The 17,338-nt window shown below is 39.4% G+C and carries 11 protein-coding genes; 3 read left to right on the forward strand and 8 right to left on the reverse strand.

The features are described from left to right. Nucleotides 1-126 precede the first annotated feature (126 nt). From PR767_RS11705 to nagK, 5 genes are all read right to left on the reverse strand, one after another. Nucleotides 127-702 (reverse strand): rhomboid family intramembrane serine protease, encoded by a 576-nt coding sequence (locus PR767_RS11705; RefSeq protein ID WP_117162965.1) that lies wholly within the window; start codon nt 700-702, stop codon nt 127-129. Next, entirely contained in the window at nt 702-5,639 is a 4,938-nt protein-coding gene (locus PR767_RS11710) for a DNA repair ATPase (RefSeq protein ID WP_272520379.1), read from the reverse strand. Before PR767_RS11710 ends, PR767_RS11705 begins: the two co-directional genes overlap by 1 nt. A gap of 81 nt (nt 5,640-5,720) precedes the next feature. Continuing rightward, nucleotides 5,721-7,922 carry a flotillin family protein gene (locus tag PR767_RS11715; RefSeq protein ID WP_109912545.1) on the reverse strand — a complete coding sequence of 734 codons (2,202 nt, stop codon included), beginning with the start codon at nt 7,920-7,922 and terminating at the stop codon, nt 5,721-5,723. Between the two features lie 75 nt (nt 7,923-7,997). After that, nucleotides 7,998-8,636, reverse strand: coding sequence for an OB-fold-containig protein (locus PR767_RS11720; protein ID WP_196719893.1), 639 nt, complete (start codon nt 8,634-8,636; stop codon nt 7,998-8,000). Nucleotides 8,637-9,025: 389 nt separating this feature from the next. After that, nucleotides 9,026-9,937 carry an N-acetylglucosamine kinase gene (gene nagK, locus PR767_RS11725; protein WP_094962017.1) on the reverse strand — a complete coding sequence of 304 codons (912 nt, stop codon included), beginning with the start codon at nt 9,935-9,937 and terminating at the stop codon, nt 9,026-9,028. Between the two features lie 248 nt (nt 9,938-10,185). On the opposite strand from nagK, the gene PR767_RS11730 reads away from it, so the two are divergent. From PR767_RS11730 to asd, 3 genes are all read left to right on the forward strand, one after another. Continuing rightward, nucleotides 10,186-10,446 carry a type B 50S ribosomal protein L31 gene (locus PR767_RS11730; RefSeq protein WP_004906261.1) on the forward strand — a complete coding sequence of 87 codons (261 nt, stop codon included), beginning with the start codon at nt 10,186-10,188 and terminating at the stop codon, nt 10,444-10,446. Between the two features lie 2 nt (nt 10,447-10,448). Further along, nucleotides 10,449-10,589, forward strand: coding sequence for a type B 50S ribosomal protein L36 (gene ykgO, locus PR767_RS11735; RefSeq protein WP_004906789.1), 141 nt, complete (start codon nt 10,449-10,451; stop codon nt 10,587-10,589). A 451-nt stretch (nt 10,590-11,040) separates the two neighbouring features. Continuing rightward, the gene (asd, locus tag PR767_RS11740) at nt 11,041-12,147 is read left to right on the forward strand and encodes an aspartate-semialdehyde dehydrogenase (RefSeq protein WP_004906793.1); all 1,107 of its coding nucleotides are present in this window, start codon (nt 11,041-11,043) and stop codon (nt 12,145-12,147) included. Between the two features lie 70 nt (nt 12,148-12,217). Here asd and PR767_RS11745 read toward each other — a convergent pair whose 3' ends face one another. The 3 genes from PR767_RS11745 to PR767_RS11755 form a co-directional block, all read right to left on the reverse strand. Further along, complete coding sequence (locus PR767_RS11745) at nt 12,218-12,565, reverse strand: DUF1622 domain-containing protein (RefSeq protein ID WP_004906795.1); 348 nt, start codon at nt 12,563-12,565, stop codon at nt 12,218-12,220. A gap of 74 nt (nt 12,566-12,639) precedes the next feature. After that, nucleotides 12,640-14,223: a phosphoethanolamine transferase gene (locus PR767_RS11750; protein ID WP_196718930.1), complete on the reverse strand. Its 1,584-nt coding sequence runs from the start codon at nt 14,221-14,223 to the stop codon at nt 12,640-12,642. Nucleotides 14,224-14,432: 209 nt separating this feature from the next. Further along, the gene (locus tag PR767_RS11755) at nt 14,433-17,330 is read right to left on the reverse strand and encodes an autotransporter domain-containing protein (protein WP_272520380.1); all 2,898 of its coding nucleotides are present in this window, start codon (nt 17,328-17,330) and stop codon (nt 14,433-14,435) included. Nucleotides 17,331-17,338 lie beyond the last annotated feature (8 nt).

Here is a 17,338-nt window from a genome sequence, read left to right on the forward strand (position 1 = left end):
CTATTGTGTTGTTAACAAATGGTTAATTTATGGTTAATTGTTAATATGTGAATCACGATCACAGAAAAGGATACATAAATTTAAATAAATTACAAAAAATGTGTCATAACTGTATTGGATACTATTTTAAGGTGAGTGATTGCTGTTTTTTTTATGGTAATGATGACTTAGCCATGCATAGATAACTCCAGCAATAGCCCCAGCTATATGTGACTCTGTTGAGATGTATAAGTGAGTAGGTAACAAGCCGCTGGCCATTGTGCCAAAATAGAATAGCACTAATAACGCGATAGCTATATCAACCCAGTTTCGACGGAAAAAACCTTGGGCGATGAGTAAGCCCCATAACCCAAAAACCCAGCCACTGGCACCAATATGAACTGCATTTCGGCCAAATAACCAAACAGCTAAACCCCCAGCAACGATGATAAACAGTGATGCCAATACGTAAGCTTTTATGGTGCGATGCAGTAATAGCGTACTTAAGATGATAAATGGGGGTAAGTTACTGATTAAATGCTGCCAACTGCCATGGATAAATGGGGCAAAGAAGATACCTAATAACCCCCATTCAGTGCGAGGAATGAGACCAAATTGAATGAGTCCCCCCGCGGTTAAACTGTTAATTAGTTGAGCAATAATAAAAATTGCAACAATACAGACTAATAGCTTAATGCGAGGATGCCCTTGTAAATAGTTCATTAGGGGTTACCAAGCGCTTGAACACTTTCGACTAATGAGGCCAATTGCCCCACAACGCGATCACCAATATCTGCATTATCACCGCCAAGAGCCTTATTACGCATAAAGTCTTTCTTAATTTGTTGCCAACGTGCTGCGTCTTTTTCTGTTAACGTGCCACGTAACTCTGCAAGTTTTAATAAGTTTTCTTCTGCGCCAGTCGTTAAAAGTTGTGCTTCTCCAAGGTAATGGTCATCCAGTACCCTTTCCAGTTCATCATCATTCATAACAGAAGAGACTTTTTCGCTGAGTTTATTCATATTACGGTAGCTACCTTGCAAGCGAAATGCAGGTTCTGTTCGGTATTTATCGGATTGCGCAGCACTGGCGATATAGTGTTGATTTACTTTCAATACAACATTCCGTAGTTTGATTAATTTACTGATTACTGAAGTAATTTCATTAATTTCCGCATCCGAATATGGGTAACTTAAGGTGTTGGTAGAGACAGATTTCCCCATTGATTTATCGACAAATAAGTACAGGTCGTTCAGGTCTCGTAATGCAAGAGGGGCTAATACTGGGTTTGATGTCAGGCTGTTTTCGATATAGCTCAGAGCAAATGCTTCATCCATACCCCCTAATACTTCACCAAGGTTATAAATATCGGCACGGTTTGCAAGCATGTCAGGAATTCGGAAAACTTCCCCTGACTCGGTATAGGGATTACCCGCCATCACGACACAGAATTTTTTACCCCGCATGTCATACGTTTTGGTTTTGCCTTTCCAAACGCCTTCAATGCGCCTTGTTCCATCACATAAGGATATAAATTTTTGCAAAAACTCAGGGTGGGTGTGCTGAATATCATCGATGTATAACATGACATTATTACCCATTTCTAAGGCTAGATTGAGTTTTTCTAACTCTTGTCTTGCTGTTGCATTAGGTGCTTGTTCAGGGTCAAGAGAGAGTACGTCATGGCCAAGTGCAGGGCCATTGACCTTCATAAAAATGAGCCCTAAACGATCAGCGGCATATTCCATTAAGGTGGTTTTACCGTAGCCGGGCGGTGAAATCATTAATAGTAGCCCCATGAGATCTGTGCGTTTACCTTCCCCTAAAGCGCCAATTTGTTTTGCCATATTATCGCCAATGATAGGTAAATAGACATCGTTTATCAGCTTGTTACGCACAAAAGAACTTAATGGTTTTGCTTTATATTCATGCAGTTTTAAACGGCTACGCTCTTCAGTAACAATCTGTTGGCGCAGGGATTGATATTGACGAAATTCAGGAATAAAACGTTTCCGTTGTCCGCGCATCCGACTGAAGTAGTTATCTAAGCTCAATGATAGAGTTTGGTTTTCAATAGTCGGGTGTTCACCAAGTAACCCGTTAACTTTAAAGTAAAGATCAACTTCACTAAAGCGTGCTGAAGCTACTTTATCTAAGATAATAATGGCAATAGCACCCGGTATGTATGGAACAAGATGAGCAAATTCAGGGGTCGAGCACAGCCCTTGTAACCAGTTTTGAACTAATGACCAGCGCTGGGCATAACGAGTCCCTAAGTTCTGTTGTGAGCGATTAAAATCAACCCACATATGAGCCTCTTCTAAGCGGCTTTGGAGTGCTAAAACTAACTCCCTCGCGTATTTGCTATAGACGAGTTCTATCGGGGTTCTTGCTAGTGCAAAGCTAAGGTATTCAGCAGCTTGAGTTTGCTCATAGGTTTGACATTGAATGGGGTTATCTTGCAAAAACAAGCTAACTCCAGCTTCAATTTCGGCTTGTAGGTCAAGTAATGCATTGTCATTATGGAATAACTGGTGAATATTCATGGCTGTTCTTGCTCGTTCAGGCCATAGTGCAGGAAAATCATCGTTTTGAACTTGCTGCCAATAAATCGCTGCGATAGCACGAGCTGTTGGGCTATACCGTAATAAATCTGCACTTTCACCGATTGGAATTAGTTTTTTCAGTAAAGCAACGGCATCGTGGTCATGAATACCTTTTTCATAACCTTCTTTATAGCGTGGATTTGCAAAATCACGGACAATCTTTTCAAGTTTTTCCGTTGATGCTAACGCGTTTTTTAGTATGTCAAAATCTAGCCCTTCTTGGCGTTTTGTTGCAGCATAGATAATTGAATAAGCAAGGTATTCAGCGCGGTAAACCGTATCAGATTCAGATTCTAATGAGGCGCTCCAATAGGGTTTGAGCTGTGATAGTCGTTCATTTTCTATTGGTTCTTGGAAATCTGTCCCTGTGAGATAAACCCATAGTTGTTCATTTTTCGGTAAAATGGTGAGGTCTAGCTCTTGGGTATTGACACTGAATCGGTGGCGCCCGAGTTTAATGACATTCCCACCATCTTCAAAAATATCTGTTTTATCGCGTAAAACTCGAATGGCTTGGTCCCGAGAGGATTTGAGTCGTGCATCAATATCATCAGCTTTAACGTTATCGTTAATTTCCCTTAATTTTTCAATGATTTCACGCGTTTTAATTGCGAGAGGGTCGGAAGCAAAGAAGGCATTGAGTTCATCTTGAGACTGTAAACGAGTTGTTCGTCGTTGCAGGCTGTCTAGTAGACGATCGGCTGCTGTGGCTAAATTTTGTGCACGTCGTTGGCGGTCATCAATAAGAACTTGTTTATGAGATTCAAAGGTTTCGAGTAATTCTTCCCGTTTAGATAAGATATCATCAAGAAATTCATCATGACTACTAAATTGGCTTTCGAGCTCTTCTAACTGAACGAGTAATCTTGATAGCTGATCATCACAACGTTCAGGGTCAGTGGCAAGAGACAGTGCATTGGTAATGCCTTGGCTAAACAGCCGGAATTGAGCACCAAATTGTGCGACAGTTTCCACACTGCTTTGTGATTTTCGTTTTTGTTGTAAGCGGGCTCGGGATTGGTTTAGTTGAGCATAGATTTGCGAAATAGCATCAATAATGTGAGTTTGTTGTGTGACATCATTGAAACTCAGTGAAGCCATTAGGTTTGAAAGCATATCTAAGTCAGCAGACATTTTTTCCATATCTTTCATGGGAATGTCTAACTGGGCACTGTTTTGGGCTTTTTCTATTTGTTCTTCGAAAACAGTTAACTGTGTTTTAAAGGGGTGTAAAGCTTTATCACTCGCAAGGAAAACAGCGGTTTCTTGTGAGACATATTGTTGATTTTTTTCTATTTCAGCTTCCATTTCGCTAAGCTTTTTTAAATCCATATAGCGAAATTCACGTAGTGAAATCAAGTGCCCGCGTTGAGCACTTAGGGCATTTAAGCCATCAACAAATTGTTGAATATCGGCCCAGCTTTCAGGCAACGTAAGTGAAATCAGTGATTTTTGGCGGTTAATGGCCTCATTCATTGATTTGGCAGATTGCTGCCGTATGCTTTCGACCTTTTCATATTCATCAAGAACCAGTTCACTGGTTTGGGTGATTTCTTTGAGTAATTTGCCAATACCAAGGCATTGCTCATCACCAAACCAGTAATAAATATCCAGTAAATTTTTTGCTTGTTGGCTGAGTTGTTCGTAGCGAGCGATAGAAATTTGGCTGCCTTCTATTTCTTTGGAAACATGTAATATTTCAGAAATACCACGAACTAAGTCTGCATTGCCTATACGTCCTAAAAAACCGCTACGAGTCGGCTGTTGATCGGCAAATTCTTCTGAGTAAAACGGGGTTTGCCAAACTTGCATAGGGTGAACGCGAGTCGCTTCTTCCCCTTCACCTTCAAATAGTACCATTTTTCCATCTTCAAGCATGGCGTAACCATGGCCAATGAGTGGAATTGAAAGTGTTCGTTCAATTAAATTATAATTGAATAGAGCTATGCGCCCTTGATTTGGTGAATAAAAAACATATAGAACATCTTCCCCATTCGGAGAGCGGCGCAAACGGCGAAAACGCATTCCATCCATAGGTTGTTCAAACGTTTTATAGTCACCATTTTGTAAGTAATAGCCGCCAGGAAAAATAATGCCGTGGTCTTCTGGTAACTGGACACAAGCTTGCCCGATGGCATCAATGCGTTGTACTGATTGAGATAGCGTGTTGTAAACTAAGTAACGCCAAGTTTCTTCCCGATAAGGTAATACTTTTAGGATAATTAAACTGCCGGTTTGTGCATATTCAATTTGCGCGTCGTCTAGTGATTGGTTTTTATCAAGAACCGCCTCTCGGTAAATCCCTAAACCGTCTTCAGTATTATTTTCACACTTTATGGTTAGATCACCGCCGATAGTTTCAATGAATACAGTGTCAAGAATATTGATGTGAGGGTATCGACCGTTAACAGTGTCTTCTCGTGTGGTTTTTTGCCATTCAAAGTCATAGGCTGGAGGGAGGGCAATATCGCGTTCACCCCGGTTATCAATATACTCAATTTTGCGCTTGTCGCTGGAGATTGACCAGCGAAAAACTCGCACGTCCGTGATGCGATCGCCAATTTGAAAACTAGCAAGAAGTTTGCCGTCCCGTTCAACAAGTTGCAGTAACTGTGTGTTCTTATAGTAGGTATAGAGTTCAGTGAAATCTTGAACAAAGCGATTATTGCTTAAGAAGGTATCTTCATAAGGGACAGCTTCAACATCAAATTCATCGTCGTTTTCAATTAACCGATATAGTGAAAACACATCTTCGAGGTGTGTCTCTTTTTTCAGGCCGAGGAAGACATTATAGCCAAATAAAAGCCATTTACCTACGCGGACAATATCCCTTGCTTGGCAATTATTTTCAGTACGAATGCGAATGCGACCAATAATATCCATTTGGCTTTGGCCGAATTCATCTAACCGCATTTCATTGAGTTGTGCAGCTTTTTGATGAAGTTGTTGCCCTTGGTCGGTCAGGCGTTTGCGTAATATTTCATAAGCACCACCTTCTGCAACGGCACTATCGAGTATTTCTTGTTCGCGATCCGTATCCTGAATATCTGACATTGCGCAGCGAATTCCCTTAACTAAGACAATAAAAATGGAAAACAATGAGGGGTAGGTTCACTACCCCAATGTACCAAAGGTTTACAGTTGGTCATCCGTTGGTGGAATCGGTTTTGATATGACATTTTTTGCTGGCTGATTAGCCCCTTTAGCTGCCATAAAACCGTTTATAAGATCTTGAACTTCAGGATTTTTCAATAATGTGGCAATATCAACTTTTTTGTCTTCTTTGCTACGATTAATGAGTTTTTCTACATTTTCTTTTGCAAAGCTGCTTTTATCCATAAAACCATCAACGGCTTTGCCGAGGCTTAGTGCCTTAGAGAAAGTATTGAAGAAGCTGCCATCGCCACCCACAATTTCAATATTAGTTTTGCTAAGTGCTGCAGCCAATACATCAGCTTGCTCTCGGGCAATTTCTTTATTAGCGTCGATAGAGGCCATGGCTTGTTCGAACTCTTTCTCAAGGCGCATGCGGAACTCTTCGTGAGAACGAGCGGTATCACTGAGGTGATCCATTGATTTAAATTTGTCAGTTAAACCATCGGCTTCAGCTTTCAGGCGTTGGCGGATAACCTCTGCTTGTGCCGAACCTAATTGGCCTTCCCCTCGAGCTTGTGCTGCCAGTTTTTCTTCCAGTACTTTCGCATCAGCCAAGCCTAGTTTTTCTTTGGCATTTGCTTGTTGTTCTTCACCACGAGCTTGGGCGGCTAATTTCTCCTCAAGGATTTTTGCCTCAGCAAACCCTTGTTGTTGTTCTGCTTTGGCTTTGGCTTCCATTACTTGAGCTTCCGTTAAGCCTTTTTCTTTCAGCCCACGAGCTTCTGCTAACAGTTTCTCAGCCGTAATATTGGCAAGAACAAGCCCTTCTTTTTCTTCTGCCTCTGCGGTTGCTTGGCGAACTCGAGCTTCTGCTAAACCTAATGCCGCGTGTTCGGCTTCTACTCCTTCAGCTAAGCGTTTTTTGGCTTCAGCTTGTTTTGCCGATGCTTCTAACTCTGCTTGTGCCATGGTGCTTATTTCTTCTGCACGGTGCTTAGCACTGGCCTCATCCGCTTCGGCTTTTTTCACTTGGCGAACTAATGATTCTTCGGCTTCTGCTTGTGCGTTAATCACGGTGACTTGGCGCATGCGTTCAGCTTCAGATATTTCACGAACTTCTTTGATTCGTTCTTCTTCTTGTGCCACGGTTTTTTCAACGGCTACACGTTCACGTATAACGTTGGAGATATTTTTACGTTCTTCTTCGAGAGCTTTTTCTTTTTCTATACGCTGTAATTCAACTTCTCTTTCACGGGCAACAATTTCGAGCTCACGTGCGCGGCTCACTCGTTCTTCTTCGATGGCGACTGCACGAGTACGATTTTGTTGGGCGACTTCAACTTCGCGCATGCGGTTTTCTTCACGAATTTCAATCTCTTGCTGAGTTTGGATACGAGCTTGTTCTGATTTTAGACGTTCTTCTTCTTGAACACGTAAAGTTTCAGCTTGTTCACGCGCACGAATATTATCAATTTCACGTTTTTGACGCGCTTCGGCATCGGCTTGTTGGCGCTCTAGGGCCAAACTTGCTTCGCGAGTTTCAACATTTTTCTTTTGAATAGCCAGCTCTTGGTCACGTTCTTTTTGGTTGGTTTCAATATTGTGAATCGCAGTGATTTCAGTAATTTTACGAATACCTTCGGAGTCAAAGATATTGTTTGGGTCTAACGCTGATTTTGGTGTTTGTTCTAGGTAATCAATCGCCACATCTTCAAGAGCATAGCCGTTAAGATCTTTTCCTATCACATCAACAATGCGATCACGGAAATCTTGTCGGTTTTCAAATAAGGTCGCTAAATCCAGTTGCTTACCTACTGTTTTTAAGGCTTCAGAGAATTTTGCGCTGAATAAAGCACTGACTGCTTGATGGTCTGATGCACGGTCAACACCGATAGCTTTCGCAACTTTTAGGACATCTTCCGTCGTTTCGTTTACACGCAAATAGAAAGCAACTGTGATATCAGCACGTAAGTTATCGTGGCAAATCAATCCATCTTTACCTCGACGGTCAACTTCAAGTGTTAACAATGAAATGCGCATGAATTCTTTTTTGTAGATGACAGGGTAAACTAATGCCCCTGTAAAATGCACTTTAGGTTGTGATGACATGTCATTGACAATCAAAGCAGTACCTTGTGGAACTTTGATATAGAAGGCTTTGAATAACCCAAAGAACCCTAAAATAACTAGGATGATCCCCCCGATAATTGTTAAAAAGGGCATTAGTGCAGCCAAGTCCATATTGATTCTCCATTGGTTCTGACGATGACGTCATTTCGATTATGCAAGCAAGATATTTATTTTTAAAAAGAGAAGTTATCCGTGGCGAAATTCATTTTCACTGACAACTTGATAACTGTGCGATGCTGCGTCATAGCTAATGATGACAACATGATCACCGCGTTTTAACTGTTCGGAAGATGGCGCTCGTATTTGTAAAATTAACCCAGCTCCACCATCTTCTAATAGCGCCTCACCATTTTGTTCACTTACTGTTCCCGAACGTACAGTGGCGTATTTACCAATAAGCTGTTGTACTGTTTTGGGTTTATTGAGACTCACCAATTTTTTGCGCACAGGTTTTAAACACAAAGCGGTTAAATGAAGAGAGATAAATAGGGTGATCGCAAAAACGGCGAAGCTGACGAGATAGCGTAATAAATCAGTATCAATGAAGCGAATGAAGACATGTACGCTGAAATAACTGATTATCCAACCAAAAAGAGTAAATAGTGTGACAATAATGGTGACAGGGATTCCGGCTAAGCCAAGCTTGGTTAACCAGCCAGCAAAACCAGTTGCATCAATACCAGCATTAAATTCAGTATCAAGATTAAATACGTCGATATCCAATAAGCCAAAAGCGGCACATAACCAATAAAATAAAACAATGATTAGTAAACCACTAAAGATAATTGTTGGGAACATCAAACTGTTATGGAAAAACAAACTCATAGGGTTTTCTCTTTATTATTAATGCATTATTGAGCTTATGCGAAAAGGAATGTTTGTTTAATTTATCACCATAAAATAATTTAGCTTAATAATATATTTTTTAATTAATAGCAGTATCAGACTAGTCTATAAGCACTTTTAATTTATTGAAGTCTCTTATAGCACTGGTTGTTTATCCAGTTTTATTTGATGAAGTTATTCCTAAAGTGTTATCAATAATAGTAAGCCATTAATGAGATAGGATTTTACCATTAATAACTAAGTTGATGATAATCATTCTCAACTATAATAAGCGTGTTTAAAGTACAAAATGGGGAAAATAAATAAGATTAAAGTGATAAATTCGCGCTTCATGGATGAAAAACGTTATGAAGCGCAAAAAAGTAAGATTAGTCTATCAAGTTGAGGAATGCAGCACCTCTTGCGCCTCCAGAGTCACCATAACGTGCTTTTTCGATTGCTGGTAATGTCGCTATGCCATAGAGGTATTGTGGAAGCACTTCTGGTAGTTGTTTATAGATCTCTTCAAACTGCGATAATCCTCCGCCAATCACCACTAAATCGGGGTCAAAAACAGTGACAATTTGCCCCATAAACATCGCAAGTAATGACATATAGCGGTTAACATGTTCTTTTGCTTGAATATCGCCTTGTTTATATTGCTCGATAATTTCGATAGCTGAACGTTTTTCATTGGTGAATGAGGAGTAAATGCGCTCAAAACCTGGGCCTGATAGGTAGGTTTCAAAGCAAGCAGTTTGGCCACAGCCGCAAGTTATTTCAGGAACTTTTTCCCCTAACAATTTTGCTCCACGAACACTGAGGTTCATGTGGCCTATTTCCCCTGCAATTCCATTTTTACCGGATAAAACTTTACCATTGATAATGAACCCACCGCCTACACCGGTACCTAAAATTAAGCCAAGTACAGTTGGATAGCGTTTGAAATCAGGATCCCAAGCTTCTGATAATGCAAAGCAATTGGCATCATTTTCCACTTTTACTGGGCGCTGTAATATATTAGCAAGATCATGAATTAAAGGCTTATATTGAGCGGTAGGGACATTGGTTGTAAAAACGGTTCCTTCAGCGTGGTTTACGATACCAGGAACACCAACACCCACTTTTCCTTGGCAGTTAAATTTTTCATCTGCTTCCAGTGTGAGTTCGAGAAACGTATTTAAGAGCGTTTGGTAATCATCTTTAGGTGTGGGGACACGTTTTTGCCAGACCTGATTTAGTTCGTTGTCAAAGACGGCAAGTTCAATTTTTGTCCCGCCCATGTCAAAGCCGTAATACATTTTCATCTTCCCCTAATGGTTTATTTATTAAAAAGATAATGTATCTATTTGATAAATAATAAATGATGGAATCTACTAATCTAATTATACAAAAGTTCATTGGAGGATAAATTACTGTTTTGGTATTTATTTTTTATGTGAAATTTTTTCATCGTTTTTCGTCTTAAATATTTTTGAATAAAAAATAATTGCACCACTATTTTAAATGAGTTATTGTTATATTATAACATTACATTTAGGTGGTTATTATGAAACAGGGGATCCATCCACAATACCGTACCGTGGTTTTTCATGACACAAGTGCTGATGCCTATTTCAAAGTAGGATCAACAATAAAGACTGAAAAAACAATTGAATATGAAGGTGAAATATTTCCATATGTCACGCTTGATGTTTCTTCTCAGTCACATCCGTTTTATACCGGTAAACAGAAAATGATTTCTCAGGAAGGTAAAACGGCACAGTTCCAGAAGCGTTTTGGTCGTTTTTTACAGTCAGAGGGTAAATAAAGATGAAAGTACTGAGTTCATTAAAAACGGCAAAAACCCGTCATCCAGATTGCCAAGTTGTTCGCCGCCGTGGTCGAGTGTATGTGATATGCAAGACAAACCCGCGCTTTAAAGCGGTGCAAGGTTGTAAGAAAAAACGCTAGCTATTTGATTCACACATAATTATAAAATTTTTCCTGTATCGCTTTATATTTTATTTGCTTAGCCATTGCAGATTATTGCTCTCTGCCGTGGCTTTTTTTTATTTGTTTTTTATCCACTGATTTCTTCGATTATTAGCATGATTACTAATCTTCTTATTATTAGTGATGAAATTCACTTGCGCACTGGTGCATATTTTGTCAAGTTTATACTTATCATCCTTCAAGTTGCATGGGTGTTGACTGCGCTCAGACTGACGAATCACATACATATGTATGCTCATCGGACTCTCTTCACTTGTCGCTTACCTGCAACTCGAATGATATAACGCAAGATACATCCGAAAAATTTCTAGTTTCAATTTGGGTGAATGACAAAAATGACAGTATCCATGTTGTAAAGTCGGAACTGGAAATTTTTTGGTGAAAATTTAAACGAACAGGGTGAGTAAAAATGAAAAATGTCGGGTTTGTTGGCTGGCGAGGAATGGTCGGCTCAGTATTGATGCAGAGAATGGTAGAAGAACGTGATTTTGATGCGATTCATCCTGTTTTCTTTACCACATCACAACAGGGTGAAGAAGCCCCTGTCTACGGTGGTCATCGTGGTGTTTTACAGGATGCTTTTGATATTGATGCGCTAAAGGCATTGGATATCATTATTAGCTGCCAAGGTGGCGATTACACCAACGAAGTTTATCCTAAACTTCGTGAATCAGGTTGGAATGGCTATTGGATTGATGCTGCGTCTTCATTACGTATGAAAGATGATGCGATTATTATTCTTGATCCTGTGAACAACCAACATATCCAAGACGGCTTAAATAAAGGCATTAAGACCTTTGTCGGTGGGAATTGTACGGTAAGTTTGATGTTGATGTCTTTAGGTGGGCTGTTCACTAATAATTTAGTGGAATGGGCATCTGTGGCAACGTATCAAGCGGCATCAGGGGCTGGGGCACGTAATATGCGTGAGCTTCTGGCTCAAATGGGGTCTTTGCACACACAAGTTGCTAAAGAACTCCAAGACCCGGCCTCAGCTATTTTAGATATCGAGAAAAAAGTCACAGACTTCACTCGTAGTGGCACAATGCCAACGGATGCATTCGGCGTACCATTAGCAGGTAGCCTGATCCCATGGATTGATAAAGCATTAGAAAACGGCCAAAGCCGCGAAGAGTGGAAAGGCCAAGCAGAAACTAACAAAATTCTTGCGACAGGAAGTCATATTATTCCTGTTGATGGTTTATGTGTACGTATTGGTGCGTTGCGTTGCCATAGCCAAGCTTTCACATTGAAGCTGAAAAAAGATGTTCCGTTGAATGAAGTTGAGCAATTACTTGCCTCACATAATGACTGGGTGAAAGTAGTTCCTAATGACCGTGAAATCACCATGCGTGAGTTAACACCTGCGGCAGTAACTGGTACGCTTAGCACCCCTGTTGGTCGCTTACGTAAACTGAATATGGGCCCTGAATACCTATCTGCCTTTACGGTTGGTGACCAATTACTGTGGGGCGCCGCTGAGCCGCTTCGTCGTATGTTACGTATTTTGCTATAGTTTCTGAACTGTAATCAGTAATTTTATATTAACCTGCACACTAAAATGTGCAGGTTTTTTTGTGCCTAAATTAATGACGAGCAGGGTCATTCTGCGGAGGCTGATGTTCTAACTCTTTTGCTAAGAAGTAGTTTAAGAATGTACGGATCACGGCAATGATACCTAATTTGATAAGGCTATCTAAATCTGGGTCGACGGTCGTTGCTAAAATATCAGCAGCGAGCTGGAACTCTAATGCAGTTGCTAACCAATCACCAAAACAATAACGAGCCTTACGTGATTTCTGGGTGCGTATCCAGACTATCAGGGTCTTTACTAACCCAATCACCACGCAGATGACTGAAATAGCTTCTAAAAGTAACTGGAGTACGTGAACACTAGACACCAGTAATTCACGTAAAAAAACTAAATCGAACATTAAGACCTCGACTCGATAAGTAAGCTGGATTCATATTTGTTAACTATGAGCAAATATTGGCAAAATATCGAGTTTTATTGTGGGTCTATGGTTTCTGAAGGTAATTGACTAATGGATAAAATATTTCGATTTCCATCGATTACCTGAATATTTTTGTTGGGTTGATAACATTTACGTAAAGGCGATAAGCAAGCTTGCTCTGCGCCTTGTTGTATATTAAGCCAATCACTGATTAGCCAATAATTATTCGCTGTAGAATAGGGGGACTGCAAATTTTCTGGGTTGATACTTGGTTTACTCGCACTTTGGCTGTACCAAATCAGCAAGGGGATTTCATAGGCTTCTTTTCTTGGGTTGTTAACACCATGATGGTAGTGAATATTGTTATCACTGTCTAAGCGTTGCAATGCGTGATCTGAATAGTACATCAAAGTTGCAGGTTTACCTTCGAGTTGCTGCATAAGATTTTCGATAAATTTATCGGTATAAGCAATTGAACTGTCGTAGCAATCGTCATCTTCTTGGCCACTAAATGTTTTTAGCTCAGTTTCAGGAAAGCGGTTACAGGCTGGTTCATGGCTACCATAAGTGTGTAAAACAATAAGTTTTTTCTTATCAGTGGGGTCATTGATAGCGTTCTTGAAGTCATCTTGTAGCTCTTCGTCATAGCCGACAAATTCGTTCCAAGTTTTCTTTTGCGACATAGAGGCAATAGCAGAAATGATACTGGTACGTTTATTGGTTTTGCCTTGGTTGCTGATCCAGTAGGTTTTAAAGCCCGCATGATTGGCCAATGAAATGATATTGTCTGAATAGTGTGATTTATCCTGCATTTGCTCAAAGCGGATATTAGACAGTGAAATAGGAACCGATAATATAGTCACTGGTGCTGGAGAATACGCTTGTTGAAACGCCAATATCTGAGATTTGCGCTGATTTAAATTAGGTGTTGTATCATATTGATAGCCATAAAAGCCCATATGGTCACGGCGTAATGATTCACCGATGACAAGTACATAGATTTCAGTATCAGAGGTTTTTTTCTGGTAATTAAAAGCAACTTTCTGTGATGATATTTTTTTTATCCCCCGGTTTTCATATAAGTTTTTGACTAAAGCCGCGGCATTGTAGAAGGGAGTATTTAAGAAGTATTTTTCCGTGATCAATAACGCGCTATCAGGTTTATTAAATAATGATGCGTAATAGGCTGGAATGGCTAATAGATAGCCACAAATTAGCGCCATACTTATCGCTGTGATACGGCGATTCATGTATTTTGCGCATTGATGAATACATACTAAATAAGCTGAAAAAACAAAAAGATAAAATATAACATAACCAATGTTATAGGAAAGCATTCCTACCGTTTCACTGCTATTGGTATTGATAAAAGTTTCTGCAATCGAAGAAGAAAAGCGGATATCGTGCTTTTGATAAAAGAAAAATGAAACAGATAAATTGAGAGCCCACAGGAGTGAAACAAACACCGTGAAAATTTTGCCAAGCAAAAAACGATAGATACCTGCACATAACAGTATTATCAGCGCTCCTGAAATTACGATGGCAATATCCGCGATATTGCTAATATCTCCACTGAAAAACACAGGAGTTATAGATATCAATAATGCATAAATTAAAATAATAATTTGGCGTATCATAGTGTTATTTTAAGTATTTTTGACCTTACCTGAGGTTATAGAGGCAATTAAAAATAATAAGTTAACATCTAATTAACTTAAGACATTGTTCGTTTATAACATAAAAAAAGGTAAGGTAATCAAAATAATGGCGTAAAAAACTGTAAAATCTCGTGATGTTTAGTCATGACCTGCCTCTCACAACTTGCGAGGGGAGGTGAGATATTGATTTAGAAAGTTACCGCAATTTTGGCATCAATATTGTTATCGCTATAATTTTTTGATAAAAATTTATTATAATTAATTGATAGCTTAGTATTTTCTTTTATATTGATATCGGTACCGACTTTTAATGCCATTCCATGGCGTGATGTAGGAACACTTTGTGTCATAAATGAGCTCGTGGTATCGGAAAAATTCAGTTTTATACCTCTATTCAGATTCCCATATTGATATTGCCAGTTAAGCTCACCATGCAAACCAATATTTGATGTTTTACCTAGTTTCCATTGATTATCAAGACGTAGCCCAACAGTTGAAAGCGTTGTATTGATGCGTTGCTTACGCGCCTGCAGTGATGTGCTGCTAATATTCTCATTAATTGCATGGTTCATCGCACTAATATAAGTGAAATTGGTAAATGGCTCAATATTCATCCAATTTGATTGGATTGGATAGGCCAGCTCCATAAATGCCTGATGGGTATTAGTGTAATAGCTTGCAGAGTGACTCGTACCATTACTGATTGTACGTTCAGTATGAATGAGGTGTGAAGTGTGACTAAGCCCTGCACGAACCGCAAGCGGCTGCCATAAAGCGCTACCATAAATGGCAGCATGGTAGTTATTACTATTACCGTGGTCAAGATGGCCAGATAAGTCACTTTGGCTAAAGCCTGCGGCGATACCGAAAGTCATTTTGTCGTTAATAAAACGTCTATTTGCCCCAAGCAATAGACCATAATTTGATGATTGATACCCAGAGGCATTGTTATCGCCAGTTGTTTTATCCCAATCATAGAGCATTTTTGCCCATACATTGCCCTTGTTTTCGCTACTCCATGATTCAGACAATCGAGCTTGATCAAGGAGTGCCTCTTTAATCTGACGGCTATTATTTATTTGGTTGGATAATATGTCAGCGTATATTTGCCCAGTGACATCGTGAAATATTGCTCGAGCTTGTTGTTTTGTTTGGCTTTTCAATGTGCGGTCATAAAGCGTATGGTACGTAGGAAGCGTTTCAATAGCCTTAGCCACGGCGATTTGGTTTTGCGTTGCAGCTGCACTAGAAAATGCAGTGTTATTACGCCCTATTTTAAGAGTGACTTCTTTGGGAGTGTAATTTAGTGTCGTTCCAATAAACTGGTAATTAGGCACAACGCCATCAAATTGGCCATCAACCCCTTTTTGAGCACTTAATATTGTATATTCTGTATTAAATAAGCGGTTGATATCTTGTTTAGAGAGCGGACTATTATGATTTTCAAGAGTGACACTGACGGTACCGCCTTTTAATGAAGCAGAGCCTTGGCTGATGATCTGATCGTTTTGACCTGCTGGATTGATTTCAACCACATAATGGCTGCCCGGAGCAAAAGTCACAGAATCAACAATGTTAATTGTGCCAATTGAGTGGCCGGGTGCAACGGCAGCACCTTGGTTGGCGGTTAATTGTCGAATGCTTCCATTGCCCATAAGTAAACCGTGGCGGTTAATATTAACAGAAGCACCGATTTTTCCATCATCTAGAACTAACGTTCCTTTTTGGATATCAACTGCGGAGTCTAAGTGTTTTTTAAGGGTAACCATTCCGCCATTAATGTCGGATTTTTGCGAATATTTATTTTCGCCGGTTAAGACTAAATGGCCTTGATTTACTGTGAAGCCAGCAAAGGTATTATTACCTGACAATACTAATGTCCCTTGGCCTTGTTTCGTTAACTTTCCAGTCCCTTGAATATTATTTTTCCATTCATCTAACTTTCCAAAATTGGCAATATCAAAGTCATTAGTATCTTGATTAATGATAAAATTTTCATATAAATAAGAGGGACCCTGATGAGCCGCAGGTAAGTTAATTAATCCCCAATAGGAGTTTGGGTCATTTTCTTTGATATTCCAACCTGCAATTGATTGGCTTGGATATGCGGTACTGGCTAAAATATGATCCCATTGTGCATTATTCAAGTAAGGGAAACGTAATCGAAGTAAATAACCTGCCGTTTTAGGTATATTTTTAGGCTCGATCATTGATATATTTTGTATTTCTTTTTTTCCATAATAACCCATGTGGTCATTGGTTATAGGAGTAGAAGCTGTTAGGCAATTTAGTATGTTATTTGAACATGATGATGAAATATCATTACGAATATTTTTTGCCGAATCAACAATGAATTTGGTATTTTTCTCATCGGATAGGAGCTGTGACAATAAATAATAATTACCTACACGAGAAGCGATTGTATCAGTGGCAAAGTGTGCGCCAACAATCACACGGCTTTCACCATATTCAATAGCTCGATTGAAAGTTTCACTGCCTTTTTCAGGAAAAATCATCGCCAATACCGCAGCTTGCTTAAAACCATTCCACGTATGGCCACTAGGGTAAGATGAGCCCTGTATTTGTGAATAGCCTGCAATATAGTGACCTTCTTCATCCAATACTTGATAAGGACGACCGCGTTTAAAATGATCTTTTAGAATAAAATCAATTGACCTAGTACGTTGTTTTTTTTCATCATAGGCACGAGTACTTGTATCATGTAATAAGCTGATTGCTTTATATTGGTTATGATCTCTTAGATTAATATCATGTTTACCAAACAGTATCGTTTGATAACTGTTAAATAAATAACCTGAGTCTTGGGATTTATCTGCGAGTGCTAAACTTTCCCGCTCACCAGTGATATTGATGTATTCGTTACTAATAAGCCTATCTTGCTCAGCAACTTCGCTGCCTTCTTTAGGCGTATTATTAATAATATTATTTTTAATGTCTTCAAGCCATACACCTCTTGTATCAATAATGTTTTTCTCTAATTCTAAAATATTAGTTTTAGCTGTTAGAGTATTCATGAATATGAATGGCAATAAAGTCATTGATGCTGAAATAAAAGTTTTTCTCATTATAATTC

It is taken from the genome of Providencia sp. PROV223, assembly GCF_028479245.1.
Taxonomy (GTDB): domain Bacteria; phylum Pseudomonadota; class Gammaproteobacteria; order Enterobacterales; family Enterobacteriaceae; genus Providencia; species Providencia rettgeri.

Coding starts and splice junctions, on each gene's coding strand:
- PR767_RS11705 (WP_117162965.1), bottom strand. CDS start 702: ATGAACTATTTACAAGGGCATCCTCGCATTAAGCTATTAGTCTGTATT.
- PR767_RS11710 (WP_272520379.1), bottom strand. CDS start 5,639: ATGTCAGATATTCAGGATACGGATCGCGAACAAGAAATACTCGATAGT.
- PR767_RS11715 (WP_109912545.1), bottom strand. CDS start 7,922: ATGGACTTGGCTGCACTAATGCCCTTTTTAACAATTATCGGGGGGATC.
- PR767_RS11720 (WP_196719893.1), bottom strand. CDS start 8,636: ATGAGTTTGTTTTTCCATAACAGTTTGATGTTCCCAACAATTATCTTT.
- nagK (WP_094962017.1), bottom strand. CDS start 9,937: ATGTATTACGGCTTTGACATGGGCGGGACAAAAATTGAACTTGCCGTC.
- PR767_RS11730 (WP_004906261.1), top strand. CDS start 10,186: ATGAAACAGGGGATCCATCCACAATACCGTACCGTGGTTTTTCATGAC.
- ykgO (WP_004906789.1), top strand. CDS start 10,449: ATGAAAGTACTGAGTTCATTAAAAACGGCAAAAACCCGTCATCCAGAT.
- asd (WP_004906793.1), top strand. CDS start 11,041: ATGAAAAATGTCGGGTTTGTTGGCTGGCGAGGAATGGTCGGCTCAGTA.
- PR767_RS11745 (WP_004906795.1), bottom strand. CDS start 12,565: ATGTTCGATTTAGTTTTTTTACGTGAATTACTGGTGTCTAGTGTTCAC.
- PR767_RS11750 (WP_196718930.1), bottom strand. CDS start 14,223: ATGATACGCCAAATTATTATTTTAATTTATGCATTATTGATATCTATA.
- PR767_RS11755 (WP_272520380.1), bottom strand. CDS start 17,330: ATGAGAAAAACTTTTATTTCAGCATCAATGACTTTATTGCCATTCATA.